Below are 20,787 nucleotides of genomic sequence, written 5' to 3'. Positions count from 1 at the left end.
CATGACGACTTTTGCCGATCTCGTCCCCTCCGCCGCCGAAGGCCGTTTCGACGGGATCACCCGCGCCTACTCGCCCGAGGAGGTCCTGCGCCTGCGTGGCTCGGTCCACATCCGGCACACCCTCGCCGAGCGGGGCGCCGACCGCCTCTGGCGCGATCTCCACGAGCTGGACTACGTCAACTCGCTGGGCGCGGTGACCGGCAACCAGGCCGTGCAGCAGGTCCGCGCCGGACTGAAGGCGATCTACCTCTCCGGCTGGCAGGTCGCCGCCGACGGCAACACCGCCGCGCAGACCTACCCGGACCAGTCGCTCTACCCGGCCAACGCGGGCCCGGAACTCGCCAAGCGCATCAACCGCGCGCTGACCCGCGCCGACCAGATCGAGCACGCCGAGGGCGGCGCCCAGATCGACTGGTTCGCCCCCATCGTCGCCGACGCGGAGGCCGGCTTCGGCGGCCCGCTCAACTGCTACGAGATCATGAAGGCCTACATCGAGGCGGGCGTCGCGGGCGTCCACTTCGAGGACCAACTCGCCAGCGAGAAGAAGTGCGGCCACCTCGGCGGCAAGGTGCTGATCCCGACCAAGGCGCACGAGCGCAACCTGATGGCCGCGCGCCTCGCCGCCGACGTCGCGGGCGTGCCGACCTTCATCATGGCGCGCACCGACGCCGAATCGGCCCGCCTCATCACGTCCGACATCGACGAGCGCGACCACGAGTTCATCGACTTCGACGCCGGGCGCACCGCCGAAGGCTTCTACCGCCTGAAGCCCGGAATGGGCCTCGCCCACTGCATCAAGCGCGGTCTGGCGTTCGCCGACAAGTCCGACCTCATCTGGTGGGAGACCTCCAAGCCCGACCTCGACGGTGCGCGAAAGTTCGCCGAGGCCGTGCACAAGGAGCACCCCGGCAAGATGCTGGCCTACAACTGCTCGCCCTCGTTCAACTGGCTCGCCAACATCGACCGGGACACGATCGAGACCTTCCAGCGCGAGATCGCGGCGATGGGCTACAAGTTCCAGTTCGTCACGCTCGCCGGCTTCCACGCCATCAACTACTCGATGTTCGAGTTGGCGCGCGGCTACGCGGCGCGCGGCATGGGCGCCTATTCCGAGCTGCAACAGGCCGAGTTCGCGGCCGAGGCGAACGGCTACACCGCGACGCGCCACCAGCGTGAGGCCGGCACCGGCTACTTCGACCTCGTGTCGATGACGCTGTCGGGCGGGCAGTCGTCGACCACCGCGATGGGCGAGTCGACCGAGACCGACCAGTTCAAATCCACCGAGGGCGCGGCCCTCCGGACCGCCGCCGAATAGGCCGCGCGGGGGAGCGCCACCTCCCCCACAACCCTCAGGAAAGGACGAACGCCATGAACATGATCACCAAGTCGCTCGCCGCCGGCACCCCGGTCGACGCCGTCCGCGCCCTGCCGCGCTCGGTCACCGGCTTCCACGTCGTCATCGAGACGGACATGGAGCTCGAGGACATGCGCGCCTCGCTGGAGGGGCTCGCCGAGCGCTCCGCCTTCGACCTCGCCGCGCTCGACGAATGCGCGCGGGGCACCGCCGAAGAGGGCCGCGAGCTGTGCGCCGAGTTCACCCTCGCCGCCACCAACGGCACCGTCGGCGATCCGCAGATCTTCGCGCTGCTGCGCGACATCGCCGGCCGTCACCGCTGGAACGCGATGCAGAAGCGCCTCACCCACGCGCCGCGCGGCACGCGGATCTGAGACCACGCACAGCACCGACCGACTGGCCGCCGACCGTCATCGGCGGCCCTTTTTTCGTCAGTCCAGCCGGTAGCGTGCCAGGACGTCCGGATCGGGCACCACGCCGTGGCCCGGCCGGTCGGGGATGGCGACGCGGCCCGTTTTCGCCACGCTCTGCAGGACGCCGAGGCCCTCCTGCGGCAGGTCGCTCATGAAGGCATTGTCGGTGGTGTCGTACTCGAGCATCGGCTCGTCGGGGTGGAGGCCGCCGGGGAGCGGCGGCTGCGCGGCGAGGAGCTGGAGGTTGGTGGCGACCGACACCGCCGATCCCCACACGTGGTTGACCACCGGGATCATGTGCGTCTGACACAGCGTCAGCACCTTCATGAACTCGGAGATCCCGCCGAGGCCGCACACCTCCGGCTGCGCGATGGAGACGCAGCGCTTCTCGAGGAGGGCGCGCCAGCCCCAGCGGGTGAACTCCGCCTCGCCGCCGGCGATGTTGACCGCGAGGCCGCGCCGCAGCTCGGCGTAGCCGTCGAGATCCTCCGGCGCGACCGGCTCCTCGAACCAGTAGACGCCGAGGCCTTCCATCGCGCGGCCGACCGCGAAGGCCTGCGTGACGTGGTAGGCGTGGTTGGCGTCCACCATCAGCCGCGTCTCGTCCTTCAGCGCGCCACGCACCGCCTCGATCAGGCGGATGTCCTCGGCGACGCCGCGGCCGATCTTCATCTTCGTGGCGCGGAAGCCCTTCGCCTCGATCGCGGCGGCCTCCTCAGCGAAGCGGGCGGCGAGGTCGGTCGCGTCCGGCCGCAGCATCATGCCGTAGCCGTAGACGGGGACGTCCTCGCGGAAGCGGCCGCCGAGCATCTGCGCGATGGACTGGCCGGTCGCCTTGCCGGCGAGGTCCCACAGCGCGATGTCGACTCCCGACAGCGCCTGCAACGGCATCCCCTTCTGCCCATGGTCGCGCAGGCGGTTGTAGATCTCGTGCCACAGCACCTCGCGGGCCATCGGGTCGCGGCCGACGATCAGCGGGGCGATCACCTTCTCGACGATCGTCTGATTGGCGACGGCGACCGGGCCGGGGCCGAAGCACTCGCCCCAACCGGTGATACCGGCGTCGGTCGTCACCTCGACCAGATGCGCCGTGCGACGGTCGTACATCTGCTGCGAGTAGCCGAGCGTTTCGGGGAGGGTGTAGCCGAGCCGGTGGCTGCGGACGGCGGTGATCTTCATGGCGTCTCCTCGCGGCCCGTTCTGTCGCGGGCCATGAGGGACGGGGGTAGCGGGTGGCCGCCGGCTGTCAAGCGCCGGGCGGCCGCGCGGTCAGACCGGCCGCTCCATCATCCGCACGGTCTTGCCGGCCTCCTCGTTGAAGCGGTCGAGGAGGACGTTGAAGCCGGTCGCGGCGTGGAAGGCCATGGAGCCGGGGTTCGGCGGCTCGACGTTCACCTCGGCGCAGACGCGCGGGCGGCCGAGCGACCTGGCGCGGGCGAAGGTGTCCTCGTAGAGGGCGCGGCCGACGCCGAGCCCCCGCGCCTCGGGCGCGACGACGATGCGGTCGACGTAGAGGAAAGCGTCGAACTCGCCGCTGAACCAGCGGTAGTTCAGGCTGGCGTAGGGCTGCCCCTCGGGGATCGTCAGGACCAGCCCGCCGACCGCGCCCCCCGTGCGCACGATGCGCAGCGCGCCGAGCGCGGCGACGGCGCCCATCTCCTCGGCCGTCAGTGCGTTGACGGCGGGGACCGCGGCGTTGTTGACCGCCGCGATCGCCGCGAGGTCCTCCGGCCGCGCGTCCTCGACCGACAGGGCCATCGTCGTCACAGCGCGGTCTGCGCCTTCTCGGCGGCGATCATGCCCAGGAAGCGGTCGAACAGGTTGTAGCTGTCGTGCGGGCCGGGGGACGCCTCGGGGTGGTACTGCACCGAGAACACCGGCCGGTCGGTCATCGCCAGACCGCAGTTGGACCCGTCGAACAGCGAGCGATGCGTCTCGCGCGCGTTGGACGGCAGCGTCGCGGCGTCGACGGTGAAGCCGTGGTTCATCGACACGATGGAGACCGCGCCGCTGTCGAGGTCGAGCACCGGGTGATTGGCACCGTGGTGGCCCTGGCGCATCTTCTTGGTCTTCGCCCCGATGGCATGGCCGAGGAGCTGATGGCCGAGGCAGATGCCGAAGGTCGGCAGACGCCGGTCGACGAGCGTCTTCAGCGTGTCGCCGATGATCCTGCCCGTCGCGCCCGGATCGCCGGGGCCGTTGGAGAGAAAGAGCCCGTCCGGGTTCAGCGCCAGGATCTCCTCGGCGCTGGCGCTCGCCGGCACCACGGTGACGTTGGCGCCGCGCTCGGCGAGAAGGCGCAGGATGTTGCCCTTGATGCCGTAATCGAGGGCGACGATCCGCGGCCCGCCGCGCTCGCCCTCGATCTCGGCGTAGAAGCCGGGCCAGGTCCAGGCGCCGCCCAGCCACGGGGCCGCTTCGCCGGTGGAGACGGTGGTGGCGAGTTCCGCGCCGTCCATGTCGGGGGCGTTGCGCGCAGCCTCCAGGAGGGCCGCTTCGTCGAACACGCCGTCCGGATTGTGGGCGATCGCGGCGTTGACCATGCCGCCCTCGCGGATGTGGGCGGTCAGCGCGCGAGTGTCGACGCCGGTGATGGCGACGATGCCGCGGGCCTCGAGCCAGGTGTCAAAGCCTTCGCGCGCCCGCCAGCTCTGCGGCCGCGAGATCGGCGCACGCAGGATGCAACCCTGGGCGGCATTACGTGCCTGGGCGGCGACGGTCTCGATATCGTCCTCGTTCGCTCCCACATTACCGACATGGGGAAACGTGAACGTGACGATCTGACCGGCGTAGGACGGATCGGTCAGGATCTCCTGATAACCCGTCATCGCCGTATTGAAGCACACTTCGCCGACCGCCGTGCCAACAGCGCCCGCGCCCATCCCGCGCAGGACAAGCCCGTCAGCCAGCGCGAGGCAGGCCGTGGGCTTCGGCTCGACCCAACCGTCCATCCACAATTTCCCTGTTATCGTTCCACAGGATGTAAACGCGCCGCGTTCGGTTGAACACCCCGTCATCCCAAGCGTTGACCGGATCGCAGGGTGCGGAGCATGAACACCTTGTTAGGTAGGGTTGGCAAATTGGGAAAATTCGCCATTTTAGTCAGCCGCACGACAGGAACACATGGCAGCGATGCACAACCGTCGCAATCCTCGGCGGCGGTGCTAAGCGTAAAGTAAGGAACCGGTTGCGTGCTTGGCGCTGATGTTCAAGGGTGTTAAGCGCCATCGAACGGACAGCGTCTGTGTCAGCAGGGTGTGGTCATGAACGTACGAGAGCAACTGCAAGCCGCCGTAAAGAACGCCGCGCATGATGATGATCGGCGCCGAATGTGTACCCTGCGCCTCATGCAGACGGCCATTCGCGACCGCGATCAGGCGCACTGCGTGGGCAACGGCGAGAAGATCACGCAGGCCGAGATCGCCGCGCTGCTCGCCAAGATGATCAAGCAGCGCGAGGAACAGATCGCCTCCGACCGCAAGGCCGGCGACCTGGAGACGGTGCGCCAGACCAAGGCCGAGATCGAGACCATCCGCGAGTTTATGCCCCCGCTGATGGACGAACCGACCCTGCGGACCGCCTGTGCGCAGGTGGTGAACGACATCGGCGCCGCCGGCCTTCGCGACGTGGGCCGCACGATTACCGCGCTCAAGAAACGCTATCCGGACCAGCTCGACATCGGCCGGGCGAGCAATCTCGTGAAGGGAATGCTGCGCTAGAGCGCTGTTCTACCGGGTCACGCCGCCCGACGTCCGACGACGCGACAGGCTTGATCGGCTACGACCGCGCCCCTCCGGCGACCCTCTTCAGAGGCCGCTGCCGGGACCGACCTCCCCACCTTCGACGGGAACGCCAGCCTCGGTCCAGCCACCGCTCGGTCCGCGACGGGGGCGGTGGGTCTTCGCACATCATCTCGATCGACGGATCGCGGGGCGCGACGCCGGAAGGCGCCGCGCCTTCGCGCATCAGGCCTTGGCGGCGGCGGCGATCATGTCCCGCTTGGCGTCGATCGACGCGCCGAGCGTGTCGACGATCTGGTCGACGTCGTCGCGCGTGATCATCAGCGGCGGCGACATGGCGAGCGAGTCGTTCATCATCGGCCGCACGATGAGCCCGCGCTCCATCGCCTCGGCGGCGACCGCCTTGCCGACGCCGGCCGCGGGGTCGAACGTCTTGCGCGTCGCCGGATCGGCGGAGAGCTCCACCGCGGCGATCATGCCGTCGCCGCGGATCTCGCCGACATGCGGGTCGCTCCCGAAGCGTTTGCGCAGCGCGGCCTGCAGGTAGGCGCCGGTCTCCGCCGCGTTGGCGAACAGCGCCTCACGCTCCATGATGTCGAGGTTGGCGTTGGCGGCGGCGCAGGCGATCGGGTGCGCGGTGTAGGTGTAGCCGTGGCCGAAGAGGTTGAGGTTGAGCGGATCCTCCAGCAGCGTCTGCCACACCTCTTCGCCCACCAGCACCGCCGACAGCGGCTGGTAGCCGGAGGTGATGCCCTTGGCGACGGAGATCATGTCCGGCTCGAACCCGAAATACTGGGCGCCGAACGGCGTGCCGAGGCGGCCGAACCCGCAGATCACCTCGTCGGCGATGAAGAGAATGTCGTTCTCTTTCAGCACCTTCGAGATTTTCTCGAAATAGCCCTTCGGCGGGAAGACGACGCCGCCCGCGCCCATCACCGGCTCGGCGATGAAGGCGGCGATGGTGTCGGCGCCCTCGCGCTCGATGGTCGCCTTCAGCTCGTCGACGAGGCGGTCGCAGAAGGCTTCTTCGGTCTCGCCGGGGTGCTGCTCGTGGTAGTAGTGCGGGCAGGTCAGGCGCACCACTTGCGGCAGCGGCAGGTCGAACGCGGTGTGGACGTAGGCGAGGCCCGTCAGCGACCCGGCGGCGACCGTGACACCGTGGTAGGCGCGGTTGCGGGCGAGGATCTTCTTCTTCTGCGGCCGGCCCTTCAGGTTATTGTAATACCACGCGATCTTGACCTGCGTGTCGTTGGCGTCGGACCCCGAGCAGCCGAACAGCACGCGCGCCATGTTGCCGGGCGCGAGGCGCTTGACCTTGTCGGCGGTGTGGATGCCGGGCTCGGTGCCCATGGCCGAGAACTGGTGGTAGTAGGGCAGCTTCTTGGCCTGCTCGTAGATCGCCTCGGCGATCTCCTGGCGCCCGTAGCCGACGTTGACGCACCACAGGCCGGCCAGACCGTCGAGGTAGACCTTGCCGGTGTGGTCCGTCAGCCGCGCGCCCTTACCCTCCATCATCACCGTCGGGCCGTGCTCCATCAGAGCCGCGGGCGAGGTGAACGGGTGGAGGACGTTCTCGCGGTCGAGGTCCTCCAGCGACTGGTTGTGCGCGGGACTGAGGTCCATTCGTGGTGCTCCCGGGTGGCGCGTCGTGCGACGGGCGATCCGCGGCGAGGCCGGCGGCCGGGCGGGCGCGGCGTTCCTCGGCGCGGAGTGAGTGACATCGACCGCGCCGGACAGGGCGCGATCGGCGCGAATGCTAGCACATCGCGAACGGGCCAGCGATGGTCAGAACGCGTCCCCGCCATTCGCAATTGCGCGGCGCAGCGCCACCGCCGCGCTGATCAGGGCGAGGTGCGAGAGGGCCTGCGGCGTGTTGCCGAGGTGCCGGCCCATGCCGTCCACCTCCTCGGCGAAGAGGCCGGTGGGGGAGGCCATCGCCAGCATCGCCTCGAACAGCCGCTCGGCCTCGTCGACGCGCCCGGAACGGGCGAGCACCTCGATGTACCAGAACGAGCAGGCGACGAACGAGCCCTCGGCCGGCCCGTCGACCCCCTCCTGCGCCTCGCCGACCGGCTCGTAGCGCCGCACCCGCGGCCCGTGGACCAGGCGACGCTCGATGACCGCGAGGGTCGAGCGGAAACGCTCGGACGTCGTCGACGTGTATTTCATCAGCGGCATCAGCAGAGCGGTCGCGTCGACCTTGTCGCCCCCGTAGGTCTGCGTGTAGGCGCCGATCTCGCCGTTCCAGAAGTGCGTCTCGATCGTGTCGACGATCAGCGCGCGGTTCTCCCGCCAGCGCGGATTCTGCGGCATGCCGGTGCGGTCGGCGAGGCGGATCGCCCGGTCGAGCGCCACCCAGGACATGAGGTGCGCGTCGAGAAAGCGGGTGGGCTCGCCGCGCATCTCCCAGAAGCCGGAGCCGGGGTCGTCCCACGTCTCGCATGCCGCCTCGACGAGGCGGCTGACGTCGCGCCACAGCCGCTCGTCCATCGGGGCGATGAACTTCTGCGCGATGTAGAGGGTGTCGATCACCTCTCCGAAGATGTCGAGCTGGGTCTGGGTGTAGGCCGCGTTGCCGATGCGCACGGGCTGCGAGCCACGGTAGCCGGAAAGGTGCGGCAGGAGCGTTTCGTCGAGGTCGGTCGACCCGTCGACGCGGTACATCAGCGCGATCGTTTCGACCTCGCGCTCCTCGATCCGGTCGCGGATCCAGGCGCGATACTTGTCGGCCTCCGCATAGAAGCCGAGGCGCAGCATGGCGTAGATCGTGAATGCCGAATCGCGCACCCAGCAGTAGCGGTAGTCCCAATTGCGCTCGCCCCCGATCGCCTCGGGAAGGCCGAAGGTCGGGGCGGCGACGATGGCCCCGTGCGCGTCCGAAAACATGAGCTTCAGGGCCAGGGCGGAGCGCATCACCATGTCGCGCCAGGGCCCGTCATAGTCGCTCTGCGCGGTCCAGTCCCGCCAGGTGGCGATGGTGTCCGCGAGGGCGAGGTCGACGCCGTCCTCCTTCAGGAGGTGCTGCTCGGCGTCGTCCATCACGAGCACCAGCACCATCCGCTCCCCGGCCGCAAGCTCGGCGGTGGCGCTCGCCTCCAGCCCGTCGAGGTGGAGCGGGTGGGTGGCGGCGAGGCGCATCGGCAGGGTGACGCCGCCGTCCTCGTAAACGACGTGCGCGTCGGCGAGGCGGGCTTTGGTCGGGCCGCGGCCATAGTCGAACGCCGGCGTGCAGCGCGCCTCGATCGTGGCGGTGCCGGCGACCACGGCGGCGATGCGTACCAGTTGGTTGGTGTGCTCCGGCTCGCCGATCGGCATGAAGTCAGTCACTTCGACGATGTTGGGGCCGTCCTCGTAGCGGGTGACGAGGACGTTGGTGTCGCCGACGTAGCGCTGCGTGCCGGTGCGGGCGAAGGTGGGACGAACGCGGAAGCTGCCGGCGGCCCGGTCCAGCGCGGCGGAGAAGATCGCCGGCGAATCGAACGCGGGGTAGCAGAAGAGCTCTACGGCTCCGTTGCTAGCGATCAGCGCCACCGTCTCGAGGTTGCCGACGGCGGCGTAATCCTCGATCGCGGGGAAGGCCTGCGTGTCCGGCGGGGCCGGGCGTGCGTCCATGGTGTGGGTCCTGGCGTCTCGGGGGCGCGCGCGTGCGGCTGGGAGGCACACGCGCCGTGTCCGGCGGGGCGGCCGGTCAGCCGTTGTCGCGGAACTCGGGGTAGAGTTCCATGCCGCCGTCGACCACCATCGTGTGACCGACCATGTAGTCGGCCATGTCGGACGCCATCCAGGCGGCCGCTTCGCCGATGTCCTCCGGCTGGCCGATGCGGCCGTAGGGCATCAGCTTCTTCAGCGCCTCCATCTGCGCCGGATCGGACCAGACGGATTTGTTGATCGCGGTGGCGATGGCACCGGGGGCGATGGCGTTGACGCGGATCTTCTCCTCCGCCAGCTCCTGCGCGGCGCTCTTGACCAGCAGCGAGAGGCCCCCCTTGGAGGCGGCATAGTTCACGTGGCCGGCCCACGGGATGACGTCGTGGACAGAGCTCATGGCGATGATCTTGCCGAGAGCGCGCGAGTGGCGCATCCCCTGACGGCGAAACTGGCGCACCGCCTCCTGCATGCACAGGAACGCGCCGGTGAGGTTCACGCCGATGACCGTGTTCCAGTCCTTCAGCGTCAGGTCGGTGAACCTGGCGTCCTTCTGCAATCCCGCGTTGGCGACCAGGATGTCGACCGTCGCGTAGGTGTCGACCGTCTCGGCGAAGAGCGCCTTTACGCCGTCCTCGTCCGACACGTCGGCCTGGAAGGCGAAGGCGCGGGCGCCGGCCTCCTCGCAGCGCCGCACGGTCTGCGCCGCGCCGTCGGCGTCGTGGTGGTAGTTGACGGCGACGCTGGCGCCGCGCCGGGCGAGCGCGACGGCGCAGGCCTGGCCCAGGCCCGAGCTGGCACCGGTGACGACGGCAACCTGGTCCGCGAGGTAGCGTTCGGATGCCTCGGTCATGGCGCGATCCTTTCCATTGGGGCTCGATCTTGGTGCAACATGGGGCTGGCCCCAGGCGATGCCACCGGCGGCGCACACGCAATCGTGCGTCGCCGGCGCAAAGATTTTTTGATGAACGTCCTCAACGACATCCTAGCTACTGCGCGGTGCAGTGGTTGTGCCAACACACAAACGAAGGTGCATGCGATGTCGACCGTCCGACCACCGGCCGCGTCCGCGGTCTCCCCTTACGATCTCGTCGTGCTGCTGCTCGCCGGGGCACTGGCGACGGCCGCGTTCGACGTGTTCGGCCAATGGCTGACGCCGACGCTGGGATTTTCCCGCCTCGCCCCGGAGCCGCTCGCGGCGCAGACGCTGCAGACCCTGTTCGGTCCGTTCGAAGGGGCCACGACCGGCGGCGCGATCGTCCACTGGGCGACGGGGATCGTGTTCTATCCCGTCGGCTACGTCTTCGTCGCACGGCCCATCGCGCGGGCGGTGATGCCGGGGTTGCCGTGGCTCGTCGTCGCGGTGGCCTACGGTGTCGTGCTGTGGGTGTTCGCGCTCTACGTGATGGCCCATCTCGTCAACGGCAATCCGCCCTTCCTGGCCTGGACCGGAATCACCTGGGTGGCGCTGATCGGCCACGTCGTCTGGGCGGTGGTGTTCGCGGCGGCGTGGCGCATGGCGCGTCGCTGAGGCGACGGGAACGGGGGTGGAGGGTTGCCGCCGCTCGACACTGGCCCATACCTTATGGGGCGCGCAGGGCCGCGCAGCCCCTCGGTGGCGAAGGGCGACGCCGGTCTCGTGAGACGACGCGCGATCATTGGAGCGAGGCTGCCGGCTCGACCTCGACGTGTAGGCCGGCCGCCCGACATCGAGAGCGACATGACCGACACCAGCGTTGCAACCAAGGCCCCCTCGGCTGCACCTCATCTGGCGAGTGATGCCGACCCCGTCCGCCCGGACGACGGCATCGCCGCGATCGCCGTCGACCGCGTCGCGATCGAGGGGGTCGACCCGGAGATCGACGGCGGGCGCTTCCCGGCCAAGACGGTGGCCGGCCAGCCCTTCGTGATCGCGGCCGACGTCTTCGGCGACGGGCACGACAAGGTCGCCTGCGCCGTCCTCTGGCGGCGCCGCGGCGTCGACAATTGGGAGGAGGAGCCGCTGCGCTACGTGGTCAACGACCGCTGGCAGGGCCACTTCACCCCGACCGACAACGCCCCGCACGAGTACACCATCATCGCCTGGCGCGACGAGTGGGCGACCTGGCGCTCCGACACCGCCAAGAAGCACAATGCCGGCGTGCCGATCACGCTGGAGTTGCAGGAGGGGGCGGAACTGATCGCGAGGTCCGTCGGCTGCGGGCGCGGGACGTCGGGCGAGCAGGCCGAGCTGCGCCGCCTCGCCGCCGACATGCGCGACGCGCCCGACTCGGAGCGCTTCGCCACGCTGATGACGGACGACACCGCCGGTCTGATGCAGCGTGCCGGCCACCGGGCGAACTTGTCGCACTACAAGGTCCTGCCGCTGACGGTGGACCGCAAGGCGGCCGCCTTCGCCGCCTGGTACGAGGTGATGCCGCGCTCGATGTCGGGTGACGTGAACCGTCACGGCACGTTCGACGACGTGATCGCCCGGCTTCCCTACGTCCAGGGCCTCGGGTTCGACGTGCTCTATTTCACGCCGATCCACCCCATCGGCGAGACCAACCGCAAGGGCCGCAACAACTCGCTCAAGGCCGAGCCGGGGGATCCCGGATCGCCGTACGCGATCGGCTCGGAGGAGGGCGGGCACGACGCGCTGCACCCCGAGCTCGGCACTTTCGCGGACTTCAAGCGCCTGGTGGACGCGGCCGCCGCGCACGGTCTCGAGATCGCGCTCGACTATGCGGTCCAGTGCTCGCCCGATCACCCCTGGATCAAGACCCACCCGGACTGGTTCGACTGGCGGCCGGACGGGTCGATCAAGTTCGCCGAGAACCCGCCGAAGAAGTACGAGGACATCGTCAACGTCCGCTTCTACGACGGGGACGCGCCGATCCCGGCGCTGTGGCATGCGCAGAAGGACATCTTCCTCTTCTGGATCGGCCACGGGGTGAAGATCTTCCGGGTCGACAACCCGCACACCAAGGCCTTCACCTTCTGGGAATGGCTGATCGCCGAGGTGCAGAAGGACCACCCGGACGTGATCTTCCTCGCCGAGGCGTTCACGCGGCCGAAGGTGATGCACCGCCTCGCCAAGATCGGCTTCACGCAGTCCTACTCCTATTTCACCTGGCGCAATACGAAGGCCGAACTGACGGAGTACATGACGGAGCTGACCACCACAGTGAAGAAAGACACCATGCGGGTGAATTTCTTCGTCAACACGCCCGACATCAACCCCGTCTACCTCCAGACGTCCGGCCGGCCGGGCTACCAGGTGCGGCTGGTGCTGGCGGCCTCGCTCGCCGGCAACTACGGCGTCTACAACGGGTTCGAGCTGTGCGAGGGGACGCCGGTCCCGGGCAAGGAGGAGTACCTCAACTCCGAGAAATACGAGCTGAGGGCCTGGGATTGGGACCGCCCCGGCCACATCCGTCACGACATCTGGCTGATGAACCATCTGCGCAAGACCCAGCCGGCGCTCCAGGAATTCACGAACCTGACGTTCTACAACATGTGGAACGACAACATCCTCTACTACGGCAAGCGCACCAAGGACCGGTCGTCGTTCCTTCTGTTCGCCGTGAACCTGGACCCGCATGCCGGGCACGGCGCCGACTTCGAGGTGCCGCTGTGGGAGTTCGGCCTGCCGGACCACGCGTCGATCCAGGTGACGGATCTCGTGGCGGAATACGACTTCACCTGGACCGGCAAGATCCAGCATGTGTTCATCGATCCGACCCAGCGTCCGTACTTCGTCTGGCGCCTGCACGACCCCGAGAAGGGGCTCTAGCAGCAGGGCTGCCGCGTAAAAACCGCTCTCGACGCGACCAGCGGTTGCGATAGCATCGCCGTGTCGCCGACCGAACCAGCGCGAGCCGCGCCGCGTTGGTGAAGACGACAGAACAATAACTGGAGCATTATTCTCCTATGGACGCCGTCGCCCCCGTTACCGAGTCCGAAACCCCCGAAGACGGCACGCTCAAGGACGGCCTGATCGATCGTTCCATTACCGACTGGTACAAGGACGCGATCATCTATCAGCTGCACATCAAGGCCTTCTACGACGCCGACAACAACGGCTATGGCGACTTTCGCGGCCTGATGGAGAAGCTGGATTACGTCCAGGCGCTGGGCGTCACGGCCATCTGGCTCCTGCCCTTCTACCCCTCGCCGCTGCGCGACGACGGGTACGATATCGCCGACTACGAGACCGTGAACCCGCAGTACGGCGACGTCGAGGCGTTCCAGATCTTCGTGCGCGAGGCGCACGCGCGCGGGTTGCGGGTGATCACCGAGCTGGTCATCAACCACACCAGCGATCAGCACCCGTGGTTCCAGGCGGCGCGCAAGAAGGACGCGACGCCCGAGGAGCGGGACATGTACGTGTGGTCGCACGACGACGACAAGTACAACCTCACCCGCATCATCTTCCTCGACACCGAGAAGTCCAACTGGACGTGGGATCCGGATGCCGAGATGTACTTCTGGCACCGGTTCTACAGCCACCAGCCGGACCTCAACTTCGACAATCCGAAGGTTCTCGACGAGGTTCTGAAGGTGATGAACCAGTGGCTCGACATGGGCGTCGACGGGCTGCGGCTCGACGCGATCCCCTATCTGGTCGAGCGCGAGGGGACCAACAACGAGAATCTGCCCGAGACGCACGACGTCCTGAAGAAGATCCGCGCCGCGCTCGACACCCGCTACACCGACCGTATGCTGCTGGCCGAGGCCAACCAGTGGCCGGAGGACACGCGCCCCTACTTCGGCGAGGGCGACGAGTGCCACATGGGATTCCACTTCCCGCTGATGCCGCGCATGTACATGGCGCTGGCGCAGGAAGACCGGCATCCGATCACCGACATCATCCGCCAGACGCCCGAGATCCCGGACGAGTGCCAGTGGGCGATCTTCCTGCGCAACCACGACGAGCTGACGCTCGAAATGGTCACCGCCGAGGAGCGCGACTACCTGTGGCGCACCTACGCCGCCGACGCGCGCGCCCGCATCAACCTCGGTATTCGCCGCCGGCTGGCCCCGCTCTTGCAGAATGATCGACGCAAGATCGAGCTGATGAATGCCTTTCTTCTGTCGATGCCGGGGACGCCGGTGCTGTACTACGGCGACGAAATCGGGATGGGGGACAACTATTATCTCGGCGACCGCGACGGTGTGCGCACGCCGATGCAGTGGTCGGCCGACCGCAACGGCGGCTTCTCCCGCGCCAATCCGCAGCAGCTCTACCTGCCGCCGATCATGGACCCGGTCTACGGCTACCAGGCGATCAACGTCGAGGCGCAGGAGCACGACCCGTCCTCGCTGCTCAACTGGATGCGCCGCATCATCATGGTGCGCAAGCAGCATCCGGCGTTCGGGCGCGGGACGATCTCCTTCATCTACCCGCGCAACCGCAAGGTCATCGCCTACGTGCGCGAGTACGAGGGCGAGGTGATCCTGGTGGTCGCCAACCTCTCGCGCACCGCCCAGGCCGTGGAGCTAGACCTCTCGGCGCACCGCACGAAAGTGCCCATCGAGCTGACGGGGCGCACCGCGTTCCCGCCCGTCGGCGACCTTCCCTACATGCTGACGCTGCCGGCCTACGGGTTCTTCTGGTTCGCGCTCGCGGGCGCCGAGGAGGCCCCCACCTGGCACGACCCGCTGCCCGAGACGCTGCCGGACTTCATCACCCTGACGACCCGCTCGGGCCGCATCGGCGACGCCATCGAGGGGCGCGAGCGCTCGCAGCTCGAGCGCGAGACGCTGCCCGCCTTCCTGCCGCTGCAACGCTGGTTCGCGGCGAAGGACGAGCGCATCCGCTCCGTCGCGCTGGAGCCGCTGGCGGTGCTGGGCGACACCTTCGCGCTGACCGTGATGGCGGTGGATCTGCCGTCGGGCCCGCAGCGCTACCTGGCGCCGCTGTCGATCCGGTGGGGCGAGGACAACCTGCGCGCCGGCGCGCCGAAGCTCTCTTATACGCTCGCCAAGGTCCGCTCCGGGCCGAAGCTCGGCGCCCTGGTGGACGGCACGCAGGACGAGGCGCTGGCGGCGGAGCTGATCGCCAAACTGCAAGCCCGCGCCATCCTTTCCTACGGCGCTCGCACGGTGACCTTCCGCAGCTCCGACGCGCTGGCCGCGATCGAGGAGGTGGGCGCGCCACGGCCGATCGGGGTCGAGCAGTCGAACGTGTCGATCATCTTCGGCGACCAGCTGATCCTGAAGATCTACCGCCGCCTGCGCGAGGGTGAGCAGCCCGACGTCGAGATCGCCCGCCACCTGACGGACGTCGCGCGCTATCCCAACACCCCCGCGCTCCTGGGCACCATCACGCTGGAGGCGGAGGGCGAGGAGCCGGCGATGCTGGCGGCCGCGTTCGACTTCGTCCCCAACCAGGGCGACGCCTGGACCGCGGTGCTCGACGCGCTGGAGCGCTACCTCGAAGGCGCCGACCTCATCGAGCAGGAGACCTCCGCGGAGACGCAGGAGCCGGTGCTGACCTTCCCGCTCAACATCGGCGATCTCGCCGGCCGCCGTACCGCCGAGCTGCACCTCGCCCTGATGCGCGATGCGTCGAGCCCGGCGTTCCGTCCCGAGCCGATCACCCCGGACGACCTGTCCGCCTGGGCGGACGCGGCGACGCGCGAGGCGGACGAGCTGTTCGCCAGGCTCGCCTCCCACAAGGGAGCGCTGTCGGAGGACGTCGCGGCGGATGCGGACGCGCTGCTGGCCAAGCGTGACGCGATCGCCGCCCGCTTCGCCGCGGTCCGCCAGGCCGCCGCGTCCGGCACCAAGACGCGCATCCACGGCGACTACCACCTCGGTCAGGTGCTGGTCAGCCAGGGCGACCTCACCATCATCGACTTCGAGGGCGAGCCGTCGCGCTCGCTGGAGGAGCGGCGGCAGAAGTCCTCGCCGTTGCGTGACGCGGCCGGGATGCTGCGCTCGTTCGACTATGCGGCCGCGATGGCGTTGCAGCGCTGGCGCGACACGCACGAGGTCAATGCCGCCGAGGCGCAGGTGAAAGCCCAGGCCTGGCGCGACATCACCCGGCGCTACTTCATCGCCGCCTACCTCGAGACCCTGGGCGACAAGGCGCCTGACGGCCCGCTGACCGCCGGCCTCCTCGACCTCTTCACCCTGCAGAAGGCGATTTACGAGGTCGGCTATGAATTGGCGAACCGACCGGCATGGGTCCGCATTCCCCTTAACGGGGTGCTGGACGTCCTCGCCGATGAGCGCGGGGTGACGGCGTGGGCCGATGCCTCGCCCGCCATCCCCGCCGTCGGGATCAACCAAGGGGAGATAGAGAATGAGTGAGACCCGTACGCGTGACGACCTCATGCCCGCGGCAGCGGAGGCGATCGTCACCGGGCGGCACTCCGATCCGTTCTCGATCCTGGGCATGCACCCGTCCGAGGACGGCAGCCGCCTTTATATCCGCACCTTTGCCCCGCAGGCCGAGGAAGTCCGCCTCACCGACGCCAAGGGCAAGGCCGTCGCCACCATGGAGAGGACCCACCCGGACGGGCTCTTCGCGGTGGTGCTGGAGAAGACCGAGCCGTTCGACTACCGCCTCAAGCTGAAGAGCGGCGGGCATGAATGGACGACGGACGATCCCTACCGCTTCGGCACCGTCCTGGGTGAACTCGACGTCTACCTCATGGCCGAGGGGCGGCACCGCAAGCTCTACGAGCGGCTCGGCTCGCACCCGGCGACGGTGGGCGGCGTCGACGGCGTCTACTTCGGCGTCTGGGCGCCGAACGCCAAGCGCGTCTCCGTCGTGGGCGACTTCAACGGCTGGGACGGGCGACGCCACGTCATGCGCCTGCGCGCCGAGGTCGGCGTGTGGGAGATCTTCATTCCCGGCATCTCGCGCGGGCTCTACTACAAATACGAAATCATCGGCGCGCACGGCAACGTGCTGCCACTCAAGATGGATCCGCTCGCCTTCGCGACGGAGGTTCCGCCCGACACATCCTCCGTGGTGCACGGCCTCATCGACCATGACTGGAGCGACGGGGCGTGGATCTCCAGCCGCTCCGGCGTCAACGACCGGTCGGCGCCGATCTCGATCTACGAGGTGCACCTCGGCTCCTGGCGGCGGGGCGACGGCAATACCTATCTCGGCTACGACCAGCTCGCCGACGAGCTGATCCCCTACGTCAAGTCGCTCGGTTTCACACATGTCGAGCTGTTGCCGATCTCGGAGCATCCGTTCTCCGGCTCGTGGGGCTACCAGCCGATCGGCCTTTATGCGCCGACCTCGCGGTTCGGCACGCCGGAGGGCTTCGCGCGCTTCGTCGACCGGGCGCACGCCGAGGGCATCGGCGTCATCATCGACTGGGTGCCGGCCCACTTCCCGACCGACCAGCACGGCCTCGGCCAGTTCGACGGCACCGCGCTCTACGAGCACGCCGACCCGCGCGAAGGCTTCCACAAGGACTGGAACACGCTGATCTACAACCTCGGCCGCAACGAGGTGGCGAACTTCCTGGAGGCGAACGGCCTCTTCTGGATCGACCGCTACCACGTCGACGGGCTGCGGGTGGATGCCGTCGCCTCGATGCTCTACCGCGACTATTCGCGCGGCGAGGACTGGGTGCCGAACAAGTACGGCGGGCGCGAGAACCTCGAATCCATCTCCTTCCTCCAATCGCTCAACGAGCGGGTGCTCGAAACCGGCGAGGGGGCGATGGTGGCGGCCGAGGAGTCGACCGCGTTTCCGCAGGTCTCGCGACCGGTGAAAGACGGCGGACTGGGATTTAATTTCAAGTGGAATATGGGGTGGATGCACGACACCTTGCATTACATCCAGGAGGAGCCGGTCCACCGCCGCTGGCACCACGACAGCATCACGTTCGGTCTGCATTACGCTTTCTCGGAGGACTTTATCCTGCCGCTGAGCCACGACGAGGTCGTGCACGGCAAGGGCTCGATGCTGGGCAAGATGCCGGGCGACCGGTGGCAGAAGTTCGCCAACCTGCGGGCCTACTACGCCTTCATGTGGGCCCATCCGGGCAAGAAGCTCCTCTTCATGGGCGGTGAGTTCGCGCAGGAAAAAGAGTGGAACCACGACCAGTCGCTCGACTGGCACCTCCTGGTGGACCCGATGCACCGCGGCATCCAGGACCTGATCCGCGATCTCAACACCCTCTACAAGACGACGAGCGCGCTGCACGAGAAGGACTGCGACCCGGACGGGTTCGAGTGGATCGACGCGTCCGACAGCCAGTCCTCGGTTTTCGCCTTCGTGCGCTACGCCGCCGATCGTTCCCCGGTGGTGGTGGTGCTGAACTTTACGCCGATCGTGCGTTACAACTATCGTGTCGGCTTCCCGCACGGGGGGCAGTGGCGCGAGGCGATGAACACCGATTCGTCGGTCTACGGCGGGTCCAACGTCGGCAATGCCGGGGCGATCGACGTGCAGGACAAGCCGTTCCACGGCCGGGAGCATTCGGCAGAGTTGACGCTGCCGCCGCTCGGCGCTCTGATTTTCGTTCCTCATTAGGTCGGGCATGAATGCGCATTGAACCAGGGTCCCCCGGGCCGCTCGGGGCGACGTGGGATGGGTCGGGCACCAACTTCGCCCTCTTCTCCGCCAACGCGACCAACGTCGAGTTGTGCCTCTTCGAACGCACCGGACGGCGCGAGACGAACCGTATTCCCGTCCCGGAACACACCCACGACATCTGGCACTGCTACTTGCCCGATGTGCGGCCGGGTCAGCTCTACGGGTACCGCGTACACGGTCCCTACGAGCCCTCGGCCGGCCATCGCTTCAACCCCAACAAGCTGCTGATCGACCCGTACGCCCGTGCCCTCAAGGGGGACCTCAGGTGGCAGGACTCGATGTTCGGCTACCGCGTCGGCTCCACGCGCGAGGACCTCTCCTTCGATCGGCGCGACTCGGGGCCGGCGATGCCCAAGTCCATCGTCGTCGACGAGGCCTTCACCTGGGGCAACCACGTCCCCCCGCAGGTGCCGTGGACCGACACGATCGTCTACGAGGCGCACGTCAAGGGCATGACCGCGATGCATCCGGACGTGCCGGACCACATGCGCGGCACCTTCGCCGGCCTCGCCGACCCGCAGGTGATCGACTATCTCGTCAAGCTCGGCGTGACGACGATCGAGCTGATGCCGATCCACTACTTCCCAGACGACCGGCATTTGCTGGAGAAGGGGCTGCACAACTACTGGGGCTACAACACGCTGAACTTCTTCGCCCCCGCGGCGCGCTACATCTCGCGCGGGTCGGGGCACCACGAGTTCAAGCACATGGTGCGGCGCCTGCACGAGGCCGGCATCGAGGTGATCCTCGACGTCGTCTACAACCACACCGCCGAGGGCAACCAGCTCGGCCCGACGCTGTCGTTCAAGGGGATCGACAACGCGAGCTACTACGTGCTCGCCGAAGACAAGCGCTATTATTCCGACACCACCGGCACCGGCAACACCGTCAACGTCGCCCATCCGCGGGTGATGCAGATGGTGATGGATTCGCTGCGCTACTGGGTCGAGGTGTGCAAGGTCGACGGGTTCCGGTTCGACCTCGCCCCGTCGATGTCGCGGGAGGGGGCGGGGTTCGACAAGTCGTCCGCATGGCTCGACGCGGTGATGCAGGACCCGACCCTGCAAGGCGTGAAGATGATCGCCGAGCCGTGGGACCTCGGCATGGACGGCTACCAGGTGGGCAACTTTCCGCCCGGCTGGGCCGAGTGGAACGGGCGCTACCGCGACGATATCCGCTCCTACTGGCGCGGTGAATCCGGCTACCTGCCGCCGCTGGCCTCCAACGTCCTCGGCTCGGCCGACATCTTCGACCATGCCGGGCGCAAGCCGTGGGCCTCGGTCAACTTCGTCACCGCGCACGACGGCTTCACGCTGGTCGATCTCGTCACCTACAACGAGAAGCACAACGAGGGGAATGGCGAGGACAATCGCGACGGTCACGGCGACAACCGCTCCTTCAACTGGGGCGTGGAGGGCCCGACCGACGACGAGGCGATCAACACCGTGCGCACGCAGATGCGGCGCAACCTCATCGCCACGCTGCTGGTCAGCCAGGGGACGCCGATGATGCTGATGGGCGACGAGATCGGCCGCAGCCAGTTCGGCAACAACAACGGCTACTGCCAGGACACCGAATTCTCGTGGCTGAACTGGGGTGAGGACAGCGAGCAGGAGGTCGGCTTCCGCAAGTTCGTCGCCGACCTCATCCGCGTGCGCCAGGAACTGGGCATCTTCCACCAGGCCAGGTTCCTGCACGGCGACGAGCAGTCCGGCCAGGACGGCGCCAAGGACATCTGCTGGCTGCGCCCCGACGGCGAGGAGATGAACCAGGACGACTGGCACGCCGTCGACCCCAAGGTGCTGGGGATGGTCCTCGCGCAAGGCGACGCGCGCGCCGTGGTCTTCTTCAACTCGCTCGAGGACGAGATGACCTTCAACCTGTGCGAGCCGCTCGCCTCCGTCGAATGGTCGGTGCTGTTCGAGACGGTCGACGGGACGGTCCACAGGCCCGGTCGCGGTCCGGCGGCGGGGGCGCCCTTTACGGTGCCCGGCCGGTCGATGCTCGCAGTCATCGGCAATCGCTCGCACTGACGGCGCCTCGGTGCCGTCTCATCCCGTTTAGACGCTTCGGGGAGGCTCT

14 protein-coding genes are annotated in these 20,787 nt (G+C 68.1%); 8 read left to right on the top strand and 6 right to left on the bottom strand.

Annotated features, from left to right (window positions below):
• Position 1 precedes the first annotated feature (1 nt).
• Both aceA and MRB58_RS08350 read left to right on the top strand, forming a co-directional pair.
• Positions 2-1,315 (top strand): isocitrate lyase, encoded by a 1,314-nt coding sequence (gene aceA / locus MRB58_RS08355; protein WP_244781259.1) that lies wholly within the window; start codon positions 2-4, stop codon positions 1,313-1,315.
• 53 nt (positions 1,316-1,368) lie between these two features.
• Positions 1,369-1,728, top strand: coding sequence for a hypothetical protein (locus tag MRB58_RS08350; RefSeq protein ID WP_244781258.1), 360 nt, complete (start codon positions 1,369-1,371; stop codon positions 1,726-1,728).
• A gap of 57 nt (positions 1,729-1,785) precedes the next feature.
• Here MRB58_RS08350 and MRB58_RS08345 read toward each other — a convergent pair whose 3' ends face one another.
• The 3 genes from MRB58_RS08345 to carA all read right to left on the bottom strand — a co-directional run bounded on the left by MRB58_RS08345 (position 1,786) and on the right by carA (position 4,718).
• Positions 1,786-2,946: a mandelate racemase/muconate lactonizing enzyme family protein gene (locus tag MRB58_RS08345; protein ID WP_244781257.1), complete on the bottom strand. Its 1,161-nt coding sequence runs from the start codon at positions 2,944-2,946 to the stop codon at positions 1,786-1,788.
• A gap of 90 nt (positions 2,947-3,036) precedes the next feature.
• Positions 3,037-3,525 carry a GNAT family N-acetyltransferase gene (locus MRB58_RS08340; RefSeq protein WP_244781932.1) on the bottom strand — a complete coding sequence of 163 codons (489 nt, stop codon included), beginning with the start codon at positions 3,523-3,525 and terminating at the stop codon, positions 3,037-3,039.
• A 5-nt stretch (positions 3,526-3,530) separates the two neighbouring features.
• On the bottom strand, positions 3,531-4,718 hold the full coding sequence (gene carA / locus MRB58_RS08335) for a glutamine-hydrolyzing carbamoyl-phosphate synthase small subunit (protein ID WP_244781256.1): 1,188 nt from the start codon (positions 4,716-4,718) through the stop codon (positions 3,531-3,533).
• Between the two features lie 312 nt (positions 4,719-5,030).
• Here carA and MRB58_RS08330 point away from each other — a divergent pair, with 312 nt between their 5' ends.
• Positions 5,031-5,486, top strand: a complete 456-nt coding sequence (locus MRB58_RS08330) for a GatB/YqeY domain-containing protein (RefSeq protein ID WP_256461732.1) — start codon at positions 5,031-5,033, stop codon at positions 5,484-5,486.
• A gap of 246 nt (positions 5,487-5,732) precedes the next feature.
• Here the strand turns inward: MRB58_RS08330 and MRB58_RS08325 are convergent, their stop codons facing one another.
• From MRB58_RS08325 to MRB58_RS08315, 3 genes are all read right to left on the bottom strand, one after another.
• Positions 5,733-7,130 (bottom strand): aminotransferase, encoded by a 1,398-nt coding sequence (locus MRB58_RS08325; RefSeq protein ID WP_244781254.1) that lies wholly within the window; start codon positions 7,128-7,130, stop codon positions 5,733-5,735.
• Between the two features lie 162 nt (positions 7,131-7,292).
• Positions 7,293-9,119, bottom strand: a complete 1,827-nt coding sequence (locus MRB58_RS08320) for a glycoside hydrolase family 15 protein (RefSeq protein WP_244781253.1) — start codon at positions 9,117-9,119, stop codon at positions 7,293-7,295.
• 76 nt (positions 9,120-9,195) lie between these two features.
• Positions 9,196-10,005, bottom strand: coding sequence for a glucose 1-dehydrogenase (locus MRB58_RS08315; protein WP_244781252.1), 810 nt, complete (start codon positions 10,003-10,005; stop codon positions 9,196-9,198).
• Positions 10,006-10,191: 186 nt separating this feature from the next.
• Here MRB58_RS08315 and MRB58_RS08310 point away from each other — a divergent pair, with 186 nt between their 5' ends.
• The 5 genes from MRB58_RS08310 (at position 10,192) to glgX (ending at position 20,738) form a co-directional block, all read left to right on the top strand.
• Complete coding sequence (locus MRB58_RS08310; protein ID WP_244781251.1) at positions 10,192-10,683, top strand: hypothetical protein; 492 nt, start codon at positions 10,192-10,194, stop codon at positions 10,681-10,683.
• Between the two features lie 189 nt (positions 10,684-10,872).
• On the top strand, positions 10,873-12,927 hold the full coding sequence (locus tag MRB58_RS08305) for an alpha-1,4-glucan--maltose-1-phosphate maltosyltransferase (protein WP_244781250.1): 2,055 nt from the start codon (positions 10,873-10,875) through the stop codon (positions 12,925-12,927).
• Positions 12,928-13,127: 200 nt separating this feature from the next.
• Positions 13,128-16,451 (top strand): maltose alpha-D-glucosyltransferase, encoded by a 3,324-nt coding sequence (gene treS / locus MRB58_RS08300; RefSeq protein ID WP_244781931.1) that lies wholly within the window; start codon positions 13,128-13,130, stop codon positions 16,449-16,451.
• Positions 16,444-18,642: a 1,4-alpha-glucan branching protein GlgB gene (gene glgB / locus MRB58_RS08295; RefSeq protein WP_244781249.1), complete on the top strand. Its 2,199-nt coding sequence runs from the start codon at positions 16,444-16,446 to the stop codon at positions 18,640-18,642. Before treS ends, glgB begins: the two co-directional genes overlap by 8 nt.
• Before the next feature lie 11 nt (positions 18,643-18,653).
• Positions 18,654-20,738 (top strand): glycogen debranching protein GlgX, encoded by a 2,085-nt coding sequence (gene glgX, locus MRB58_RS08290; protein ID WP_244781248.1) that lies wholly within the window; start codon positions 18,654-18,656, stop codon positions 20,736-20,738.
• The last annotated feature ends 49 nt before the right edge of the window (positions 20,739-20,787 follow it).

The organism is Acuticoccus sp. I52.16.1 (assembly GCF_022865125.1).
Classification (GTDB): Bacteria; Pseudomonadota; Alphaproteobacteria; order Rhizobiales; family Amorphaceae; genus Acuticoccus.
Note: the sequence above shows the minus strand (reverse complement) of the source record. Positions and strands in the feature narration are given on the sequence as shown.